At 65.8% G+C, this 20,858-nt stretch carries 19 protein-coding genes; 8 read left to right on the plus strand and 11 right to left on the minus strand.

Annotated elements, in window-relative coordinates; all coding sequences use genetic code 11:
• Nucleotide 1: 1 nt before the first annotated feature.
• Entirely contained in the window at nt 2–991 is a 990-nt protein-coding gene (locus tag M9921_08000) for a hypothetical protein (protein MCO5296784.1), read from the minus strand.
• Nucleotides 992–1,244: 253 nt separating this feature from the next.
• On the opposite strand from M9921_08000, the gene M9921_08005 reads away from it, so the two are divergent.
• The 3 genes from M9921_08005 to M9921_08015 all read left to right on the plus strand — a co-directional run bounded on the left by M9921_08005 (nt 1,245) and on the right by M9921_08015 (nt 3,019).
• Nucleotides 1,245–1,727 carry a hypothetical protein gene (locus tag M9921_08005; GenBank protein MCO5296785.1) on the plus strand — a complete coding sequence of 161 codons (483 nt, stop codon included), beginning with the start codon at nt 1,245–1,247 and terminating at the stop codon, nt 1,725–1,727.
• A 61-nt stretch (nt 1,728–1,788) separates the two neighbouring features.
• Nucleotides 1,789–2,385 (plus strand): phosphoribosylglycinamide formyltransferase, encoded by a 597-nt coding sequence (gene purN, locus M9921_08010; GenBank protein MCO5296786.1) that lies wholly within the window; start codon nt 1,789–1,791, stop codon nt 2,383–2,385.
• Entirely contained in the window at nt 2,378–3,019 is a 642-nt protein-coding gene (locus M9921_08015) for a 1-acyl-sn-glycerol-3-phosphate acyltransferase (GenBank protein MCO5296787.1), read from the plus strand. The genes purN and M9921_08015 overlap by 8 nt, the downstream gene beginning before the upstream one ends.
• 248 nt (nt 3,020–3,267) lie before the next feature.
• Here M9921_08015 and M9921_08020 read toward each other — a convergent pair whose 3' ends face one another.
• From M9921_08020 to M9921_08035, 4 genes are read right to left on the minus strand one after another with little or no spacing between them, the layout of a single operon-like run.
• Nucleotides 3,268–3,825 (minus strand): nucleotidyltransferase family protein, encoded by a 558-nt coding sequence (locus tag M9921_08020; GenBank protein MCO5296788.1) that lies wholly within the window; start codon nt 3,823–3,825, stop codon nt 3,268–3,270.
• Nucleotides 3,822–4,844 (minus strand): XdhC family protein, encoded by a 1,023-nt coding sequence (locus tag M9921_08025; GenBank protein MCO5296789.1) that lies wholly within the window; start codon nt 4,842–4,844, stop codon nt 3,822–3,824. The genes M9921_08020 and M9921_08025 overlap by 4 nt, the downstream gene beginning before the upstream one ends.
• Complete coding sequence (locus M9921_08030) at nt 4,845–6,914, minus strand: molybdopterin-dependent oxidoreductase (protein ID MCO5296790.1); 2,070 nt, start codon at nt 6,912–6,914, stop codon at nt 4,845–4,847.
• Nucleotides 6,911–7,375, minus strand: coding sequence for a (2Fe-2S)-binding protein (locus M9921_08035; protein MCO5296791.1), 465 nt, complete (start codon nt 7,373–7,375; stop codon nt 6,911–6,913). The genes M9921_08030 and M9921_08035 overlap by 4 nt, the downstream gene beginning before the upstream one ends.
• Before the next feature lie 141 nt (nt 7,376–7,516).
• Between M9921_08035 and M9921_08040 the strand changes: the two genes are divergently transcribed.
• Nucleotides 7,517–10,798 (plus strand): exo-alpha-sialidase, encoded by a 3,282-nt coding sequence (locus M9921_08040; protein ID MCO5296792.1) that lies wholly within the window; start codon nt 7,517–7,519, stop codon nt 10,796–10,798.
• A 6-nt stretch (nt 10,799–10,804) separates the two neighbouring features.
• On the opposite strand, the gene M9921_08045 is transcribed toward M9921_08040, so the two are convergent.
• On the minus strand, nt 10,805–12,058 hold the full coding sequence (locus tag M9921_08045; GenBank protein ID MCO5296793.1) for a pyridoxal phosphate-dependent aminotransferase: 1,254 nt from the start codon (nt 12,056–12,058) through the stop codon (nt 10,805–10,807).
• Between the two features lie 62 nt (nt 12,059–12,120).
• Nucleotides 12,121–12,603, minus strand: a complete 483-nt coding sequence (locus tag M9921_08050; GenBank protein MCO5296794.1) for a DoxX family protein — start codon at nt 12,601–12,603, stop codon at nt 12,121–12,123.
• A gap of 132 nt (nt 12,604–12,735) precedes the next feature.
• On the opposite strand from M9921_08050, the gene M9921_08055 reads away from it, so the two are divergent.
• The 3 genes from M9921_08055 to M9921_08065 are packed head-to-tail and all read left to right on the plus strand — an operon-like array spanning nt 12,736 to nt 14,429.
• Nucleotides 12,736–13,248: a MarR family transcriptional regulator gene (locus tag M9921_08055; protein MCO5296795.1), complete on the plus strand. Its 513-nt coding sequence runs from the start codon at nt 12,736–12,738 to the stop codon at nt 13,246–13,248.
• 20 nt (nt 13,249–13,268) lie between these two features.
• Nucleotides 13,269–13,673: a DUF4332 domain-containing protein gene (locus M9921_08060; protein ID MCO5296796.1), complete on the plus strand. Its 405-nt coding sequence runs from the start codon at nt 13,269–13,271 to the stop codon at nt 13,671–13,673.
• Between the two features lie 60 nt (nt 13,674–13,733).
• On the plus strand, nt 13,734–14,429 hold the full coding sequence (locus tag M9921_08065; protein ID MCO5296797.1) for a hypothetical protein: 696 nt from the start codon (nt 13,734–13,736) through the stop codon (nt 14,427–14,429).
• Here M9921_08065 and M9921_08070 read toward each other — a convergent pair.
• The gene (locus M9921_08070) at nt 14,335–15,906 is read right to left on the minus strand and encodes an MmgE/PrpD family protein (GenBank protein ID MCO5296798.1); all 1,572 of its coding nucleotides are present in this window, start codon (nt 15,904–15,906) and stop codon (nt 14,335–14,337) included. The two genes, M9921_08065 and M9921_08070, sit on opposite strands and share 95 nt — an antisense overlap.
• Nucleotides 15,907–16,293: 387 nt before the next feature.
• Here M9921_08070 and M9921_08075 point away from each other — a divergent pair, with 387 nt between their 5' ends.
• Entirely contained in the window at nt 16,294–16,788 is a 495-nt protein-coding gene (locus tag M9921_08075) for a GNAT family N-acetyltransferase (protein ID MCO5296799.1), read from the plus strand.
• 524 nt (nt 16,789–17,312) lie between these two features.
• On the opposite strand, the gene M9921_08080 is transcribed toward M9921_08075, so the two are convergent.
• From M9921_08080 to M9921_08090, 3 genes are all read right to left on the minus strand, one after another.
• Complete coding sequence (locus tag M9921_08080; GenBank protein MCO5296800.1) at nt 17,313–17,777, minus strand: hypothetical protein; 465 nt, start codon at nt 17,775–17,777, stop codon at nt 17,313–17,315.
• A 258-nt stretch (nt 17,778–18,035) separates the two neighbouring features.
• Nucleotides 18,036–18,428: a hypothetical protein gene (locus tag M9921_08085; protein MCO5296801.1), complete on the minus strand. Its 393-nt coding sequence runs from the start codon at nt 18,426–18,428 to the stop codon at nt 18,036–18,038.
• Between the two features lie 1,347 nt (nt 18,429–19,775).
• The gene (locus tag M9921_08090; GenBank protein MCO5296802.1) at nt 19,776–20,831 is read right to left on the minus strand and encodes a sialate O-acetylesterase; all 1,056 of its coding nucleotides are present in this window, start codon (nt 20,829–20,831) and stop codon (nt 19,776–19,778) included.
• Nucleotides 20,832–20,858: the final 27 nt, after the last annotated feature.

A 20,858-nucleotide genomic window follows, 5' to 3' on the forward strand; every position in this document is an offset into this window, starting at 1 on the left:
GCTAGCCGCCGCGCTGCCCACCTCCGCGGGGAGGGCCGCCGGGGCCCCCGCCGCCGGGGCCGCCCTGGGGACGCTGGAACACGAACGGCTTGCCGAGCATCTTCTCCCACTTGGCCTTTTGGGCCGGCGTGAGGATGGCGAGGGCCTTCTTGTTGGCCTCTTCCCGCGCCTTCATGAAGGCCTCGCGGTCGAATCCTCCGCCCGGTCCTCCGGCACCAGGCGCGCCCGGGGCCGCCCCGCCGCCGCGTGGAGCGGCGCCGGCGGCACCGCCGCCGCCCTGCGGGCGCGGGACTTGCAGAGCTGCTTCGATCTTCTTGGTCTGATCCGCGGAGAGGCCGAGATCCTTGGCCACATTGTCGCGGGTCAGAGCCCGGGGACCCTGCATTTGTAGCTCGATTTCGCGTAGCCGCTGCGTCTGCTCCGGCTTGAGGATCGCCTCGACCTTGGCCTGAATCTCGGCGCGTTGCTTGGCTCGCTCCTCGGGCGACATCTGTTGCCCACCCCCGCCTTGACCCTGTTGGGGCAAGGCGGCCTCGATCTTCTTGACCTGGTCGTCGGTGAGCTTCAGCTCCTTCTGGAACTGCTCGTTCCGAAGCATCATGCCGACGTTGAATCCCCGTCCGCCGCCGCGCGGCCCGCCTCCGCCTGGGCCGCCGCGCGCGTTGTTCGCGCTCGGCCCGGGACCGCCAGCGCCGGCTTGGGGGGCTCTCCCTCCGGGCGCTGGGGCCGCCCCGTTGGCGGGGGGTGTCGGCTTCGCTTCGCCGGGGGCAGCGGCCGGCGTCTGCTCGCCGGGTTTTACCGCTTCGGGCGCAGCCGGTTCGGCCGTCGCTTGGGCGCCGGTTACGGCCGTGCTGTCCGTGCCCTCCTTCTGGGCGACGGTGGCGTTGGGCTCGGATTTGGCGGCACTGGAGCCTTCGGACGGCGGTTGAGAGCCGGTGCCGCAACCCACGGCGAGCGCCGCAAGGGCGAGGAGAAGAAAGGAGCTTTTCATGGTTCTAAACGTGGATACCGCTTGAGGAGAGGCGATTCGTTCCCGTCCCTGTCCGATGGCGTTCGATTCCCACCGTGCGCCCCTCAATGCATAATGCCTCATGGTCCGGTGGCACTTCGCACCCCTTCTCGCAGTTGCCCCGTTTGCCTTGGGACAAGAGTCTCCCGCGGGAGGCGCCCAGGTCCCCACGTGAACCGGGTGACCCGGCGAGGGCCGCTTCCTCGGTTCGAGGGGCATTGAGAACGAGTGGAGCTTGACCCTGCGGTTCGCCGACGTCGACGTGGACCGGGCGCGCACGCGTGTGAATCTCTTCTATCGATTCGCACCGAACTTCCAGGCAGGGTTGGAGTGGAACCCGGGAGAACGGGAGTTGGGACCCGTCGCCAACTGGATCCTCGCCCCGGAGAGCAAACATCGGCCGATGACGACGGTCGGGACGTCGAGCGATCGCATCTTTTCGCCGCGGGGAACCCAGGCATACTACGCGACGCTCGCCAAGAGCCTTCCTTGGACCGGCTCCAGCGCCTACGTTTCCTTCTCCTACTCGGAGTGGGAGGACACGCTGCTCGTTCCCTTTGGTTCAACGTTCGAAGTGGCGCGCCAATGGGATCTGACGGGCATGCACGACGGCCGCAACACCCACGCGCTCGTTACGTACAAGATGCCCGAGGCGAACGTGAGCTTCCTGATGATCAAGATGCGCTACCCCGGAATCAGCCTCGGTTTCGGCTTTTGACGCGTCACCCAAGTCTGCACGCAGCGGGCCGGGGCCATTGCGCGTATGCTTGTTCCGCAGCATGAGCGAGGATGGGCGGATCGCGATCTTGGTGGGCTCGCAAGGGCGGGGCTCCAACATGCGCGCGCTGGCGGAGGCTTGTGCTCGGGGCGATGTTCCCGCCTCCGTGGCGCTCGTGGTCTCACCCAGAGAGGCGACCGGAGCCGTCGAGACCGCCCGCAAGTTGGGCTTGGCCGTCGCCGTCCTCCCCTACAAGGATCCCGCCTATGAAGAGCGGTTGGTTTCCCTGCTCCACGAGACTGGCGTCCAGTGGGTCTGCCTCGCGGGCACCATGCGCCTGCTGCCCTCCCAAGTGTTGGCCGCCTATCCGGACCGGGTGCTGAACATCCACCCCGCCCTCCTGCCGAAGTTCGGGGGGAAGGGGATGTACGGGCATCACGTGCACGAGGCCGTGCTGGCCGCCGGAGAGACCGAATCGGGTTGCACGGTGCACCGGGTGAACGAACGCTACGACGAGGGCGAGATCGTGCTGCAGCTTCGATGCCCGGTGTTGCCGGACGACACGCCCGAGACCCTCGCGGCGCGCGTCTTGGCCCTCGAGCACCAGGCGTACGCGCAGGCTCTGGCTTTGGAGATCCAGCGGAGGAACGGTGGCTGAAAACCACCCCTCCCCACCGGTGCACGGGCCTCTCTTTCGCTGGCTCTGGCTCCCGATGATGAAGCTCTTCGCCGGCTTTCTCATGTTCTTGCTCGGTTCGTTGCGCGTGCGCGGCAAGTACCGGGTTCCGCGCAAGGGTCCGGTCCTCGTCCTCGTCAACCACACGGCCGACATCGACCCCGTCGCGGTCCAACTCGCGTGCACGCGCCCCATCCACTTCATGGCCAAGAGCGAGCTGTTCTCCATGCCCGCGCTCGGGCCGTTCCTGAAGCTGTTCAAGGCCTTCCCCGTGAAGCGCGGGGAACCAGACCGGGGGGCGCTGAAACTCGCGGTGGAGTACCTGAAGGCGGGCGAGGTCGTGTGCGTGTTCCCCGAGGGCCAGCTCAGTGAGAACGGCGAGCTCCAGGAGTTGAAGCCGGGCGTGGCGCTGATCGTTCGCATGTCGGGCGCCCCGGTGATCTGCCTGGGCGTGACCGGGACGCGTCGCCTTTTGCCGTACGGGGCGACGATTCCCAGACCGGCGTTCCGAGCGGTCCACGCCGAGTGGGGCGAACCCCACACGTTTGCCAAGGACGACTCGACCGAGGCGATCCTGGGATGGATCGAGGGCCAGTTGCGCTCGCTGACTACCTAAGTCTGGGAGTGCGCGCACTCGCGCGTCGCCCTTCCCCAAGCGGCTTGCCGCCAAGAAACCTGGGAGTGCGCGCGCTCGCGCGTCGCCTTTCCCCCGAGCGGCTTGCCGCGAGACCAAAGCCCGTGACAGGCAACCCCTTTTCGCCGGACAAGTCCGGCGAGCGAGGGCGACGCGCGAGCGCGCGCACTCCCAAGTCGTGGCGAGCCGCTCGGGGGCAAGGCGACGCGCGTGCGCGCGCACTCCCACACTCAGACGAGGTCTTGGGGGTGGTCGATGTCCGCCGCTTCGCTTGGCGCGAGGTCCACGGCCCTCACCTGGTCGGCGTGGCGGTGGAGCAGCACTCTGGCCCCCTCGTCGCCCGACAGTGCACCCAGTTCGCCGCGGTAAGCGCCGCCGAAGAGCACGGGCGGACCCAAACGGCCCTCGGTGCGCGAGGCGACGATCGTGGTTTCCTCCGACCGTTCCGCCACAAGCGCCCGGAGGTGGTCGGGCGGCACGCGCGGCATGTCTCCGAGCACGATCAGGTAGCCCTCCGCGGCGCCCGCGGCTTCCACCCCTGCGGCGATCGAGGTGCCGAGCCCCTCTTCAAAACGGGCGTTGCGAACCACGGTGGCGCCTGGAAGAACGGCCTGCACCCGCGGGGCCTCGAAGCCCGCGACCACCACGATCCGCTCCAGACCCGCCCCGAGCATCGTCTTCCAGACCGCCTCGACGACGAACCCCGATCCCCAGGGGGCAAGCAGCTTGTTGACGCCGCCCATCCGCTCCGAACGTCCCGCCGCAAGCAGGATCCCGGCGATCGTCATCGCATCCGCTTGACCTGCACGATCTCGGCGAGGATTGCGAGCGCGATCTCCTCGGGCGTCCGCGCGCCGATGGCGAGCCCGACCGGGCCGCGGATGCGGTCGAGATCCTCCTCCGAGAATCCTTTGGCCCGCATGCGTTCGCGGCGCGACGCCTGGGTCGATCGGCCCCCGAGGGCGCCGATGTAGGGTGCGGGGCTCCGCAGGAGAATCTCAAGCGCCGGATCGTCGATCTTGGGATCGTGGGTCAGCAGGATCGCATACGTCTCCTCGTCCGGAGGAAAGCCGCACAGCGCGTCTTGCGGCCACTCGGCGACGAGCAGGTCCGGAGGGTCGGGGAACCGCTCCGCGGTCGCGAACGCCGCTCTCGGATCCACGACAACGCTGGTGAACCCGAGGTCGCGTGCGAGGCGAACCAAGGGCACGGCGATATGCACGGCGCCGACGATGAGAAGCCGGTCCGGTGCGGGCATGACGTGGACGAAACACGGAACGCCCTCGACCTCGGCCACACCGTCCTCGCGCCGTCCCCATGCGCTCCTTGCTGCTTCCACAGCCGGCAAAAGGCCTCCCGACGACGCGCCGGTCGGGCTCCACACCAGGTGTGTCGGCCGATTCGGGTCGAGGCTGGCCACGCGCACGCAGGCGAGGCCCTCGTCGGCCATCCGCAGCACGTCCCACCAACCCGTCCCGTCGGGTCCGTCCTCCTCAAGGGCCGGACGCTCGACCCACACTTGGATTCCGCCGCCGCAAGAGAGACCGACCTCCCATCCGTCGTCGGACGCTTCTCCAAATTCGAGCAGTCTGGGCCGGCCGTCCCCGAGCACCGACAGGGCTTCGGTGATCACCGCCCCCTCCACGCAGCCGCCGCTCACCGACCCCACGCTCAGACCGTCGTCGCGCACGGCCATGCAGGCACCGGTCGGGCGCGGGGACGAGCCCCGCGTCTGGACCACCGTGGCCAACGCGAACCGCCGGCCTTCGGCCGTCCACTCCAGCACCGCTCCGGCGACGGCGCGCATCTAGTCGAGGTCGCCCGGCTGCATCGGAAGGCGCCGAATGCGCTTGCCGGTCGCGGCGAAGATCGCGTTCATCAACGCGGGCGGCACCGGCGGGTAGGTGGGCTCGCCCATTCCTCCCGGCGAGTTGGCGCCCTCGATGAAGTGCACTTCCACATTCGGCATGTCGGCGATCTTGATCCACGGGTAATCGAAGTAGGAGCTCTGTTCGACTCCGCCGTTCGCGATCGTGATGCCCGCGTGCAAGGCCGTGGAGATTCCGTCGACCACACACCCCTCGGCTTGGGCGCTGGCCCCGCTCGGACTCACGACCACCCCGCAATCGATGGCCTCGACCACGCGGTCCACCTTCACCTCGCCCGCTCTCACGGTCACTTCGGCGACGACCGCGACATACGAGCCGAAGCCCGCGAAGCACGCGACGCCTTGGGCGGAGCCCTTGGGCATCTCGCGGCCCCACTGCGCCTTCTCCTTCACAGTCTCGACGCACTTCTTCAGCCTGGGATCTTGCAGGAGTTTCAAGCGAAGTTCGAGCGGGTCCTGGCCGCCCAGATGCGCCAGTTCGTCGAAGAAGGACTCCTCGACGAAGCACGTCTGGGAGGCGCCGACCGAGCGCCATGCGCCGGTTGGAACGGGAATGTTCGCACCGCCGTTGCGCTGCTGCACGTTCGCTACGTCGTAGGCGATGCGCGTGCGGGAGAAATCCCCGCCGCCCCGCCGCCCCGACGGGCCCATCATCTGGTGAAGCCACGCGACCGGCATGCCCTGCGCGTCCACCGCACCCATCAGGGCGTGGTGGCTGGTGGGGCGGTAGAAGTCATGGCGCATGTCGTCGTCGCGCGACCAGATCACCTGCACCGGACCGCCGATCGCCTTCGAGAGAAGCGCAGCCTCCGTCGCGTAGTCGCCCTGAAGGCGCCGGCCGAATCCTCCGCCGATCATCGGGACGTGCACCGTCACCGCCGTCAGGGGCAGGCCGAGGGTTTGTGCGACCGAGGAGCGCACCCCGTCCGCGCCCTGGGTGGGAGCCCAAAGCTCGGCGGAGTCGGCCTTCACGTCGGCGATGCAGTTCATCGGCTCCAACGGCGAGTGCGACAGGAACGGAAGGTCGTACTCCGCGCGGAGGCTCTTCGCACCGCCGACGGCTGGAAACTCGCCGACCGCGTCCACCAAGGCCTGGCGGATCTTCGCGCTGTCGAGATCGGCGTTCGGGCCCATGTCCCAGTCGATCTCGAGCACGCGGCGCCCCTCGAGGGCCGCCCACGTGTGGTCGGCGACGACCGCGATGCCCGAGGGCTGCTCGACGACCTTGCGTACGCCGGGAATCCGCATCGTGCGCGAATCGTCGAACGACTTCGCCCGAGCGCCAAACGCCGGCGGGCGTGCGATCGCGGCGACCGCGGCGCCCTTGGGCCGAAGGTCCGACGCATACTGCGCCTTGCCCATAGCGATGTCGCGGGCATCGATCCGTCCCACCCGCTTGCCCACGAGCTTGAACGCCTCGGGGCTCTTGAGCTGGACGGATTGGCGATCGGGGACCGGAAGGGTCGCGGCCAACTCGACCAGCTCGCCAAAGGGGGCTTCGCGACCGGGACCCGGGTGCGACACCTTGCCGTTCTCGGCGTGGCACTCGGACGCGGGCACGCCCCACTTCTGGGCGGCCGCGGCGACCAGCATCGTCCGGGCGGTTGCGCCGGTGAGGCGAAGCGGTCCCCACATCGAACGCACCGAACTGCTGCCGCCCGTGCCTTGGGAGCCGTACTTCTCACGGTCGCCGTCGGCCTGCTCCACACGCACGTTCTCCCAAGGAATGTCCAACTCCTCGGCGACGAGGGTGGCGAGCACCGTGCGGGCACCTTGCCCCATGTCGGACTTGGAAATCGTGACGGTCGCAATGCCGTTGGAATCAAGGCGGAGCCAAGCGCTCGGGATCAGTTCGGCCTTGCCGGCGCCGCTCTTCAGGAGCCCTTCTTCCAACGTGGGGCGGGCGTAACAACCGAGGACCAATCCTGCGCCGGCACCGGCGGTGACCTTCAGAAGCGTTCGTCGGGAAAGCGATGGTTGGCTGCTCATGGCTGCTCCTCCTTGGCCGCGCGGTGGATGGCCGCGCGGATGCGCTGGTACGTGCCGCACCGGCAAACGTTGTGCTGCATGGCCTCGTCGATCTGCTCGTTGGACGGGCGGGGCGTCGAGGCCAAGAGGGCCGCCGCGCTCATGATCTGACCCGTCTGGCAGTAGCCGCACTGCGCGACGTCCTCCGCGACCCAGGCGCGCTGCACCGGGTGCGATCCGTCGGGCGACAGGCCCTCGATGGTCGTGATCTTCTTGCCGACCGCGTCGGCGACGGGGAGGAGGCAGGACCGAAACGCGGCGCCGTCGAGATGCACCGTGCAAGAGCCACAAGAGCCGACGCCGCATCCGTACTTGGCGCCCGTCAGCCCCAGGTTGTCTCGCAACACCCACAGAAGGGGCGTGGTCGGCACCGCTTCCACCTTGTGTTCCTTGCCGTTGACGACGAGCACGAATTCTTTCATATGGGATGGGCCTCCGTCTTTCTACTGTACTACGGGTGGGCGTGGTGGGCGGGTTAGCCGGCGAGGGAAGTTGCTCGCAAAGAACGCTATGGACGCAAAGGGAAATCCCTCCGTTCCGGTCTTGCCTGATAAACTCTCGGGGTGCTCGTCCCCTTTCTTGCCGCCGCCCTGCTCGGCGGAATGGCGCCTCTCAAGATCGTCGTCTTCGGTGACTCCACCACGGCCTTGCGGACCGGCGTCCATCTCGTCTACGCCGACCGCCTCGCGGAAGAGTTGGCGAGCCAGGGGATCGCATCGCAAATCGTCAATGCGGGAGTCGGGGGCAACACGACCCGCCAAGCGGTGGCCCGCCTCGAGCACGACGTATTGGCCCGCGACCCCGACCTCGTAATCATCCAGTTCGGCCTGAACGACTCGGCGGTCGACGTGCTCCGCGGGCGCACGGAACCGCGCGTGTCCCGCTCGGAGTACGAGTGGAACCTCCGCACGATCATCCGGCGGATCAAGGAACGGGGAGGCGAGCCGATCCTCGCGACGCCCAACCCGGGAATCTGGTCGGAGCGCCTCCTCGAGACCTACGGCCAGCCCCCGTACGACGTCAACGACCGTTGGGGATTCAACGTCTATAACGCTCGCTATGCCGAGTCCGTGAGGCGTATAGCGAAGGAAACGGACGTGCCGCTGGTCGACGTGTATCGGATGTACGAGGCCCAGGACCGCAACCCCGAGAAGATCGAGGGTTGGCTCTCGGACGGGCTCCACCCCAACGACGAGGGACACCGCGCCCTGGCGGCCGTGCTCGCGCGCCGCGTGGCCGATCTCTTGGCCTTGAACGGCCACCCGCGGGTGGCGGGCACGTGGAGGGCGGTAGTTCGCAACGGCGTTCCGCTGGGTGCCGAAGCGGACGGCTGGTCGCCTTCGCCCGAGGGCCTGGTGGGTAACGGGCCGGGGAACCGCCTGGTTTCCAGGGTCTCGATCGGCGACGGGGACTTCCGCATCACCGCGCGGCTGAAGATGGACGATCAGAAGGGCAGCGCGGCCGCGTTCTTTCTGGACGACTCGGTCTTCGGGTTCGAGGGCGCAAAGGAGACGCTCTTCGTGTCGGGCGGGGCGTTCGGCGACCTCCAACTGCTCCAACCCTCGGAGGCCGTGTTCAAGCGGGGGGCGTGGATCGCTTTCGAGGCCTCGCGCCAGGGTGGAACGCTCACGTGCTCGATCGATGGGAAGGTCGTTGCGAGCGCGCCCGATTCCGGTCCCGTCCACGCCTTCGGGTTCGACCCCTTCCGCAGCCGCATGACCGTCGAGTCGCTCGAGGTTCGGGGAGAGCTTGAGGACAGGGAGGTTTCCCAGATGGCGCGCGGCTACACTATTCCCACGCTTGACCTTTCGGGCGACAAGTCGAGGCAGTTCGTCGTGGACCGGGAAGAGGGCCAATACCTGGGACATCCCACCACGGTGCTCCTCGAAGACGGCAAGACGATCCTCACCGTGTTCCCCAAGGGGCACGGGCGCGGTCCGATCGTGCTCAAACGCAGCGAAGACGGCGGCAAAACGTGGTCCGAGCGGCTTTCGACGCCCGAAAACTGGGCGACGAGCCTCGAGACCCCGACGATCCACCGCACGATCGACCCGCGCACGGGCAAGCGCAGGCTGATCGTGTTTTCCGGGCTCTATCCCATTCGGCGGGCCGTGTCGGAGGACGATGGAGCCACATGGTCGCCCCTGGAGAAGGTGGGCGATTTCGGCGGCATCGTGGCGATGGCGAGCGTGGCCAGGCTGTCCAACGGCGACTACGCGGCGTGGTTCCACGACGACGGGCGCTTCTTCGCCAACTCGGGCAAGGCCACTTCGACGTTCACCCTATACCAGACGGTTTCCGGCGATGGCGGCCTGACGTGGGAGGCCCCACGCGCCATCTGGTCGGGCAGCGACGTGCACCTGTGCGAGCCGGGAGTGGTCCGCTCGCCCGACGGCCGCCAACTCGCGCTGCTGCTGCGCGAAAACAGCCGTCGCCGCAACAGTTTCGTGATGTTCTCGAACGACGAAGCCCAGACGTGGACCGCGCCGCGCGAACTTCCCGCGGCCCTGACCGGAGACCGCCACACGGCCAAGTACCTGCCGGACGGCCGGCTGTTCATCTCGTTTCGCGACACGACGCGCGAAAGCCCGACGCAGGGGGACTGGGTCGCATGGGTGGGCACGTACGACGACATCGTGGACAGGCGCGAGGGGCAGTATCGAGTGCGCCTGATGGACAACCAGGACTCTTGGGATTGCGCCTATCCGGGCGTCGAGGTCCTGCCCGACGGCACGATCGCGACCACCACCTACGGCCATTGGGAGGCGGGCAAGGAGCCCTACGTGGTGTGCGTGCGGCTTCGGGTGGAGGAGTTGGACGCGCTGGCCAAGCAGGGCAAGCTGCTGGGCGCCGCGCCGGACACCGCGTTGTTCCAAGATGGCCTCGACGGTGCCGCGGAGGTCCGCAGCCCGTCGTTGGCGGCGACGCCCCACGCGCTGGTAGCGGTGGCCGAAGCGCGGCGGGAGCGGGCGGGCGATCTGCCCAACAACATCGACCTCGTGATGCGCCGAAGCACCGACGGTGGCCAGACGTGGAGCGCGGTGGAAACGATCGTGGACCCGCCCGGCACCGAAGGCGCGAGCCGTCCTCAGCTCACGTACGACTCGGCTTCGGGGGTCTTGTGGCTGGCGTACACGTACGGCTCACGCGGATTGGGCACCCAGGAGTCACGCCCGGGCTTTGGGGTGTTCGAGACCCTGCAGCTCCTCGTGCGGCGCAGCGAAGACGACGGCGCGACCTGGTCGGACGCGGTGAACATCACCACGCAGGTGAAGCAGCGCGCCTGGCGGGCGCTCTGGACGTCGCCGGGAAGCGGTGCCGTGCTGCGATCAGGCCGGATCGTGCTCCCTGCGACGGCGATCGACGAGAACGGCATCGTGCAATCGCGCGCCTTGCTGAGCGACGACCACGGCCGGTCGTGGCGCTGTTCGAAGCTCGCGGCGGCCGGTGCCGTGGATGGCGCCGTTGTGGAGCGCGAGGACGGATCGCTCCTGCTCTCGATGGGAAGCCTGCAGGGCGTGGGGCTTCGGGCGCATGCCGCGTCGAGTGACGGGGGCGAGACGTGGGAGGCGTTCGACCACGACCCGTGGCTCATCGCTCCCCCGACCCGAGGGGGGTTGGCGGTCGCCGAGGACGGCACGTGGGTGTTCTCGGGCCCGGCCGACACGTTGCCCCGAAGGCTGGCCCTGCGCGTCAGCCACGACCAGGGCGCGACGTGGGCGATGGGCACCGTCGTCCAAGAGGGTCCTGCAGGCGCGTCCAGCCTCACGCGGGTGGGCAAGAAGGTCGGCGTCCTGTACGAAGCCGGCCCAGCCATCCGATTCCGGTGGTGGGAGGGGGGCTGATCTGAGTTATCGGTGTCGGGCCACCATTTCGGCCAGCCGTGCCAGGCCGGCCTCCAGGTTGTCTCTTGGCGGGCCGAAGGAGAACCGTACGGTCTGCTCCAGGGGCGACGGCGCGGGGCGCCGGCGGTGCGGGTTCACGTCGAAGAACTCGCCCGGGACTGTGAGCACGTTGTGCAGGAATGCGGCCCGCATGAACCCGATTCCCGTGTTGAGAGGCGAGGGGAGTTCGGCCACGCTGCCAAACGCGTAGAACGTGCCCTCGGGGTCTCTCGCGAAGGTGACGCCCATGGCCTTGAGGGCGTCCAGCGTGAGGCGTTGCTTCTCGGCGAACACGGCCCGGGTCGCGGACGTCTCGCGGTCGGCCTGTTCGGGCTCGAGGGCGCGCAGGGCGGCCTTCTGGATGGGCCGGCACGGACCGCCGTCGAGGAACGATCCAGCCGCGGTGAGGGTTTGGATCACCTTCTTCGGCGCCACGACCCAGCCCATGCGCCACCCCGGATAGCGGAACGACTTGGTCAGGCCGTCCACGATCACCACGGGATCCTCGTCCACGTCCTCCACGTAGGCGGCCGAGCTCACGGGTCCTTGCGCGCCGTTCGCATAGAAGTAGTGCGAGTAGAACTCGTCCATCAGCAGCGTGCAGGACCGTTCGCGCGCGAGGCGCACCCACTCCCGCAGCTCGTCGCCCCACACCACGGTGCCCGTGGGATTGCACGGGTTGCTGATCAGGAGCGCGCCGAGACGTTCGTCGGTCACCCTCCGCTCCAGTGCGTCCGGCTCGATGCGAAAGCCCGTCGACGGTTCCAACTCGATCCAGACGGGGTCGACGCCCGAGAACGTGGTGAGCAGGTCCTCGTAGGCCGTGTAGTCGGGGGTGAAGTAGCCGAGCCGCTGGTGGGCGAGGGCCGCGCCGATCCGGGTGAGCGCCGCCCGCCCGCCCGGGGCGATAGCCACGTTCTCAACGGTGTATTGGGAGGGCTTGCCTTGCCGGTACAGGCGGTTCATATAGTCCGCCACGGCTTCGCGCAGTTCGGGGATGCCCTCGACCGGACCGTACGCGTGATCGGCGGCCTCGATCGGCATCGAGTCGATGCGTGGAGGGGCGCCGTCGATCATCCCGACCTCCGGCTGGCCCTGGCCTAGGTTCGACCACGCGGGATCGCCCATTCGGTAGCCGATCTTCATCGCCTCCACGTTCACGCGGATCACTCCCATGAAGGGAAGGTCGCGGAAGGCGGAGGGGTTGTCGGTGGCGTGCATTCGCCAGTGATACCCGGTGCCGCGGGGGCGGGTCCGCCCCTGCGGCGTTTGTCGTTTGTCGCTTAGGAGTTGGCGGGGGCGGTCGATCCGCTCCATTCCGAGGACCGGCGCCGTGCGAGCCATCCGTCGACCGAGAACGCGCCTGCGCCCTTCCAAATCAGCGTGGCGGCCATCGGGATCGCAAGCAGGAAGAACTCGATTCCCTCGCCTTGCTGGGCGCCCATCCAGTTCATGAAGAACCCGTTGGGAAGGTGCACCTTGAGCATGGCGACCGCCAGCACCGTGCCGATGCCGAACGCGGCGATGCGCGTGAGGAAGCCGAAGATCAGGCCGAGCGCTCCAAAGAACTCGGCGACGATCGCAAGGAAGGCGAACGCGGCGGGGATCCCCATCTGTTGGGTGAAGAATCCCATCGTGCCGTCGAAGCCGTTGCCGCCGAACCAGCCCAGCAGCTTCTGCGCGCCGTGCGCGAACATGACCGTTCCCAGCGCGATCCGCAAGAGGGTCAGCGCTCCGTTGTCTCGAGTCGAAAGCAGTGTTTTCATCGTTCCTATCTCCTGCAACTGGGGGCCGCCGGCTCTCGTCCGGGCCATTGCTTGTATTAGCAATAGTTGCTATGTCAATCATTATTCCACAAAAATAGTTGACAATGCAACTATCATGGTAAAATTCCATCCGTGAGACTTCCCAAGGAGCAGCACGAGGCATGGGTCGCCTTCTTCGTCGGCCACGGCCTCCTCACGAAGAAGATCGAGCACGCGCTAGCCGTGGCGGGTTGCCCGGGGCTCGAGGTCTACGACGTCCTGCTCGCGTTGGAGATGGCGCCCGACCAGAGGTTGCGGATGTCGGATCTGGCCAATGCGATCGTCTACTCGCGCAGCGGACTGACCCGACTCGTGGACCGGTTGGAGCGCCTCGGTTGGATTCGTCGCGAGCGCTGCCCTCAGGATCGAAGGTCCACGTACGCCGTGTTGACGGACGCGGGGCTTGCAGCGCGCGAATCTGCGTGGCCGGTGTACCGCACGGCGATCCAAGAGCACTTCGGCTCAAGGATGAGCGCCGAGGAGGCTCGGACGCTGGCCGAGATCCTCGGAAGGTTTGCGGCGCACCCCCTGTCCGAATGCGGGGGAGCCGCCGACCCCCACCCGCCGACCAACGGCGGGACCGTAGCCCCTCGCGCGCGGGGATAATCGAAGGAAGGAGACATGCAATGGCAAATATCAGTGAAATCGAAGGAATCGGGCCCGCCTACGGGGAGAAACTGGCCGGGATCGGCGTGAACACCGTGGAAAAGCTGCTCGAGCGTGGCGCGTCCAAGAAGGGGCGCGAAGAGATCGCCGAGGCAGCCGACGTGAGCGAGACGCTGGTGCTCAAGTGGGTGAACCGCGCGGACCTCGCCCGAATCAAGGGCATCGGCTCGGAGTACGCCGACCTCCTGGAAGGGTCCGGTGTGGACAGCGTCCCCGAGCTTGCGCAGCGCAACCCCGCGAACCTTGCCGCGAAGATGGTCGAGGTCAACCGGGAGAAGAGCCTTGTCCGCCAGGTGCCCGTCGAGAGCGAGGTCGAGCGTTGGGTCGCCGAGGCGAAGGTGTTGGGTCGGGTGGTCACGCACTAGGGCATCTCCAGCAATTCGGCCGGTGTCCGGGCGCGGATCGCGTGCCGAAAATAGGCGGTGATGGGGCTCTTTGCTGTAATCGCAGGCGTGGTCATGGGTTGGAGCGGCACCGCTCCCGATGTGAGCCAGGCGTCGATCCCGAACCGTCCGGTCGTCGGTGCCGTGTTGGGCACGCGTTTTGAGATGACCGAGGCGGTGATGGAAGCCGACGGACGAAGTGCGACGTACTCCCAGGATCTCGGCTCCGATGAGATACGACCCTACAAGTTCCGGATTCGAGACCACGGGCCGGGGCGTGCCGACCGCACGATCTACTTTCGGATCAACGCGGATTGGGATCAGCGATTGGATGGAAAGACCCTAACTTGGAAACCGAGCGCCTTCAGCTCCCCGGAGGACCTGAAGCAGAAGCTGATGCACCTTGGCGCAGTAAGGTTCCCGAGAGGGATCGTGAAGGTCACGGTGTCGACCCTCCCGGCGGGAGGCGGCACGGCCTCGTCAGTGGACTTCCGCGAGCAGTACTCCGTGCGGCTCGAATTCGGCAAGGTGAAGGACGGTACCCTTCCCGGCAAGGTTATCCTCGCCCTTCCCGACACCAAGAAGAGCTGGATTGCCGGCACCTTCCGGGCCGAGTATCGCGTTGAGAATTGTCTCGGAAGATCTACTCATACCCGGGCCTTGACCCCAACTCGAATTCGTAGAGCACCCGTACTCCCGCCGCATCAAGCTCTGGCAGCGCCTCGAACCGCTCGATGAGCGGCGACGGGTCGGCCCCATTGGGCACGGCAAGTCCCGCCAGCAACTGAAACTTGTGCGCCAGGATGTCGCGAAGATTCGCCGTGGTGTTGCGCGCGTGGCCTGCGGGGTACATCACCAAGCCGCTGTCGTGGCGCGTGCCGGCGGTGTCCTCGATCACGATCGACGTGGGGATGCCGTCGGGGTATTTCGCGTCGTAATCGGGACCGCCGTGGCGAAACTCGATGCGCTCCATCAGTGCTCGGGTGACCGGGTGGAAGATTGCCGTGTCGGCCACCTGGTAGTCGTACGGATCGAGCATCAGGGCCTTCCAGATCGCGTCGTTGCCTTGGGGCAGTGAGCCGCGTTCCAACGCCTTTCGGATGAGTGTCGCCACGATGTAGGCCATCGAATGGTCGGCGCTTTGGCGCGTGTGCGGGTCCTTCTTCATCGGATTGCCGATGATGCCGAACGCCGGCTCGTAGGCTACGATCTCGATGCGACGGATGCGCGCGCCCGAGGGATCCTCGAGGAGCTCGGGGGCCGACGCCAGGAGGTCGATCGCGCCCTGCAGCGCGCCTGCGGACTGGTGTTCGTACAGCCCAAGCTTGAAGTGCATGCCCATCACGGCGAAGTCGTCGCTGCGCATCGCGAGGACCAGGTCGAAGGGGCTGTCGCCTTGCTCCTTCCAGCGGGCGGACCCTTCGGTCGTCGGTTCGAAGTAGCGCCAGATCGCCTCGGGGTTCCGAAAGATGTCCTTCGGGCCCGTGAATCCCGCCAGAGAGCGCTTCATGCAGAGGATCGCGGCCTCGGTGCTGATCGCGGCGCTGGCACCCTTGGAGTCGGATAGCTGCTTCCCGGCCCGAATCGCGCGCCAGGGGATGAAGTGCGCGACGAACATGCCGATCGCAGACTCGATCTGCTCGGCCGTCGCACCCATCAAGGCGCCGTACGCGGCGGCAGAGCCGATCGCTCCGTGTACCACGTGGTCGATCTTGTAAGTCTTGAGGCTGAACACCTCGGCGAGCCTGCCTCGAATCTCGTCGATGAGGACCATGGCTTTGAGGGCGGTCGCGCCGTCGAGCCCCTGTTGCTGGCACGCAGCGATCGCCACGGGATAGAAGTCGTTGTGCCCGAACTCGCCCGCGGTGTGGCCAAGGGCGGGGTTGTAGCCGAAGTTGGTGCCGTTCGAGTCCCACTCCCGCACGGCCGAACTGTTGGAGACCACGGCCTTCTCCGCCTTCACCCGGGCCTCGGAACCGAACACGGCCGCACCCTGGGGATCGGGATACTCCAGCGCTTCCCGCCGAAGAAGGGTGGGCGCGTTCGTGCCCAACGAGAGGGCCGAGAGTCCGCACAGCACGGCATCGGTATGGAACAGGCGGGTGCGTTCAAGCACTGCGGGTGCCGGTTCGCCGGAGCGCATGAATTCGAGGGCGTACCGCCCAAGGCCGAGGGCTTGGTTCGAGTCGCGCGAAAGGGTGGTGAAGTCGCTCATGGGACGGGGAGATTATGGCGCGAGACCGCGGGGGGCGGCTCATCCTCCCTGGGAGTGCGCCCGCTTGCGCGTCGCCCTGAATCTGGGAGTGCGCGCGCTTGCGCGTCGCCCTGAATCTGGGAGTGCGCGCGCTTGCGCGTCGCCCTGAATCTGGGAGTGCGCGCGCTTGCGCGTCGCCCTGAATCTGGGAGTGCGCCCGCTTGCGCGTCGCCCTGAATCTGGGAGTGCGCCCGCTTGCGCGTCGCCCTGAATCTGGGAGTGCGCGCGCTTGCGCGTCGCCCTGAATTCGCCGAACTTGTTCGGCTCCCCGTCCGCGCGGCGAGCCGCTCGGGTGCAAGGCGACGACCAAGGTCGCGCACTCCCAAGGCGACGAGCTAGACTGTTTCGGTGCAGATTCGACCCTTGCACGCGGACGACTCGTTCGAGGAGCTCACGGCGCTCATCCGGGCGGCGTATGCCCAGCTCGCCGCCCTCGGTTTTCGCTACTGGGGAACGTATCAGAGCGTGGAGGACACCCGCCATCGGTGCGCCTCGGGCACCTGTTTGGTGGCGCTGGCGGAAGGCCGGATCGTGGGCACGGTGCTGCTCAAGGAGATCTTCGACGAGGACGACCCCGCGCTGTACCTCGAGCCGGGCACCCGTGTGGTCAGCCAGTTCGCCATCTTGCCGGAGTTACAGGGGCGGGGCACCGGGAGCAAACTCCTCAAAGAGGCCGAGCGGGTGGCGCGTCGGGCCGGAGCAAGCCAGGTCGCGCTCGACACGGCGGAGGGGGCGGCGCACCTGATCGCCTTCTACGAGAAGCGCGGGTACCGCTTGGCCGGCACGGTCGACTGGCACGACACGAACTACGTGAGCGTGCTGATGGCCAAGACGCTGGACTAGGGCCATATTCGCCAAGCAACCCTGTCAAGCTTCGCCTGCCAACCTGAGGAAGGCGATCCAGTCGGAGACCAGGTGAGTCTTGCGTGCAGGGCCTTGGTGCTGGGATTAACCCAGGGGCCGCTTGGCTCACTTCGTCGATTCAAGACCAAGGCAACGCCGAATGGAAGCATCAAGCTGGAGAGCGCGGCCCAACCGAAGTTGATTCTCAGGCTCAAGCAGGGTCGATAGAAGATCGGCTGTGTTCGGTTCGATCAGCGGACGGTGCGTCCAATAGGGTCTCGTCTTGGCCAGCACCAACTTGCCGCACAAGAGAACCGGGTTCTGCAGACTGCCACCCGCAATCGTCAGGGCGCAAGATGCGTCCCAAATCCGCTTGTCTTTGCGGTGCCGCCGCCACACCGCATGTACGGTTGGGCTCAGGGCGTCGACAACAAGTCTGAGCTCCTCGCTGAGACGAAGAGCCTCTCGCTCGTTCGACGCGATGACGAATCCTCGGGGGAAGATCTTCGTGGGCACGTTACGGCTCAATTGGCTGCGGAGTCATCAACAGCGTGGGCGGGGTCTCTGTGTTCAACTCCAGATTTGGCTTTGGGGAGCCTCAGCTTCCCCAGGAAGGGGAGGTCGGTCTCTTGTATCGACATGAGCGCGAAGAAGATCACCAGATAGCTCGCAAGTGTCCCGGAGCAGAGCAACACCGCGATCCAGACAATCGAGGAGATACCAACAACTAACGCTGTGATCGCGAGGAATTGCCTCCCTGCGTCCCGAGTCAACCCACCGGTGCGGATTCGAAAAACCGAGGCGACCGTCCCAAAGAGGCCGCAAACCGCGAGCGGAATCAAGATCATCAGGTAACCGCCCGGAAAGACCCATCGAAGGGGATCCGAGAATCCATGTTCAAGAGAGATCGTCACCGACCCGACGCCACAGGCAAGAGTGAACGCGGCCAGAACGAGCGCGTGAACGACTTGGCGAGTGGCGATCCGCATGCTGGGCTCCTACATCCCAAAGAGTGTTGGGCTGATCGGTTGCAGGGTGAACACTTCTACATGCTTGGCCCAATGAGGGTTTCGTTTCCGTGGTGCAGATCCGACCAGGATCTCCGTCATACGGTTTGGTCGGGACGCACGTGCTCCCATTGTCACCCTGAGGATCGAGCGACGCGTACCGTAGCTAGACAACACCGAATCGAAGCATCCAGTGCTTCCCGGTCCTGCCAAGGTGGGCGTTCAGCTGAGCCTTCGTTCCTAGCGCTCAAGAATCATCTGGCGAACAAGTCCGGGCAAAGATGATGCCAGAATCGCGACGACCCAATAGGCTGAATGGCGGAAATTACGGACTCCGCAAACTCGCATGGCGATGTATACGGTGGCGAACAGAAAGATTCCTGCCACGTCGCAAATGACTAGGGCTTCCGCCTGATCAGATGGAGACTTGATTGCAAAAAGAACCCCCGCGATGCCCCAGAACACCAGGACGACAATCGCAAGGAACGACGTCTCAATCGTTAGTGACCGAATGCGGACAATGCTGGCATAGGTGATCGTGACCGCACAAGCAGCAATGATTGCATAGGTACACGAAAAGCCGACAATCACACCGATGACGGTCAGGGAGAGACTGATGCCGGTGAAGACCAATTGCGCTATGGTGAGGCTTGGACCTTCCTCCAATTCATCCTCATGTGTCATCGAACTTCGCTGCTGCCGTTGCTCGTTGGGTTCGTTTGAGGTTCTTCCCTTGCAGCGTCCTTCTGAAACTTGTCACCTGCCAAAAGGAGATCGCCAATTCTCGCTAGAGCAAGGGCCAACGCTGCATAGATCCCAAAGAGAGCGGTGACTGCGACGTCTATGGGTCGAATGTCGGGACGTTTTACAAGAGCGGAAATGCTAAGGCATCCCGTTAGGAGGATCAGGCCCCACAGCCAAAAGCCGACCCGCAGCCGTCTCAATCCCTGCTCCAGACTTCTCGAAATGAGTGCGCACAGGAGGAGTGTCAGCGCTACGTGGAAGAGCGCATAAGCAAGACTCCAAGTGAACCCAGTCATGAAATCCTCGACCTACGATCAAGACAATAAATCAAACTGCTGCATCCATTCTACACTGGATCGTTACTGCTATTGGAGGATCTCTGGCTTCGGCACGGTGCTATTCCCGTCGTCTCGGCAATCCACATAGTACCAAGACGTAGCAGGATGCCAAAGTGCTTAGAACAGCCAACGCTACCAACACTCGGGCATAGGTTGGACCAGCGACCTTGAGCATGGACATACCCAAGAGGACGGGTGCGTAGAAGCCAACAACTATGTAGAGTGCTCGATCGGCTTTCGAAGCGATTCTTGCCATCCCTGATCTTGGGCGGAGTCTTGCGATGGCCACGATCGCCAAACAGAATGTCAATGTTGCGATCATGACCGCAACGTGATCAACCACGCCAATCCTCCTGGTCGAGCATGCATGCCGTCAGAATGAATCTCTTTGGCGGGAGTCCATGCGTTCTCCAACGGCGCCGATCCAATTTCACGGTTTCTTGATCGAGCTATTGATCCTCAAGACTCGCATCTGTAGGTCGCGCAATTCTCGTTGGCCATAGACCCAGTCCCAGTCATCGCCCCGAAACGCGGACCACACACCTGCACAAGCGACTACAACCCAGAGAAGGCCGATCGACAAGCAGATAGCCCGAATCATACCATGGCTCTTAGGTCCGAGTACGCAGAGCAGACCAAGCAACATGAGGAAAATCAATGCGCTCGTAACGCCATAGATCCATATGAGGGCGACGCTGAAGCCGACTACTCCGGTCACGCCTTGTTGAAGAGCGTCGCCTTGATCCATCAGCTTGATTCGAAGGGAGTTGTCGCCGCCCAGGATGAGCTTTGTCGCGAACCACCAACCCCCTCCATAGTACAGCGACACCGCGAATCCGAAGATCGCGATCGCAATCAGAAGACCGGCTCTGCGTTGGAGCGCCCGCTTGATCGATCGTCAGGTTCTCGATGCCCCTTCTCTGTCACCCGTCATGTTCCCTGCAGGCAGCCCAACTCCTGCGAGCCCCTTCATCGTCTCCCCCATCGCCTCGCCGATCAAAGTGTAGGTCTCGGCGTTGCAGTTCCAGTGGTAGCCCTGCGCGTTGGGCGAGGCTTCGGTCGGCCGCCAGAAGGACCTCGTCCCGACGAACGCCACGTTGCCCTTGAACTCGGGGCGCTGGGCGACGGCGGCTTGGGCCGCCATCAGCGCCAGCGCGCGGGGATGCGTCTCCTCGAGCCCGCTCATGCCGGTCTCCGCGATGACGAAAGGCAGCTTGGGGGCGCCGAGATCCTTGCGCATGTCCTGGATGAAGTGCGCCATGTTGCTCTCGTATTCGGCCGTGAACGGCTCGCTGATGCGGTCGTTCCAGCCCTGGTGCCACGCGACCCCCGACAGCACGTAGCGGCCGTCGCTGCCCGGAACCAACTCCTGGACCCTCGTAAGCGCGCTCTTCACGAGCGACACCGTCTGCCGGTAGTAGTGGCCCACGATCTCCGGGTTCTGGGCGATGGCCGCGTCGGTCTTCTCGCCGAGGGAGTACGGCACCTTGCCGGCGCTGGGCGGGCGGAAGTCCACGCCTAGGCTCTTGCCGCCCCAGGCGCACTTGATCAGCAGCACCGGCTCGTCGTACGCGTCGCCCACGACCCAACCGAAGCCGAGCTCGGGGCCGATCAGATTCTCGTTCGCGCCGTAGCCCGCGGCGAGCGGCCCCTTCCGATCGAGATAGTCGATCCACACATCGTCCCGCCTGCGCCACTGCCCGTCCGGGCCGAGGAACTTCGAGAACCGCTTCGCCGTCGCGGGGTCGTGCGCCAAGAACTCTAGGGACCCCTTGCCCTCGTTGCGCTTGGGGTCCGCGGACACGAAGCCGTGCCCCTCCATGTTCGACTGTCCGGCGAGGATGAACACGCGCACGGGCTTTGGCGCGACCTGCCCCGCGGCCCACGCCGCCGAGAGCAGAACGGCGCTGGCTGCGAACGAGCGCAGGCGAGGCGAAACGGCGTGGATCTGCATGGGATGATTCTAAACCAGGTTTCGCCC

It is taken from the genome of Fimbriimonadaceae bacterium (assembly GCA_023957775.1).
Taxonomy (GTDB): domain Bacteria; phylum Armatimonadota; class Fimbriimonadia; order Fimbriimonadales; family Fimbriimonadaceae; genus JAMLGR01.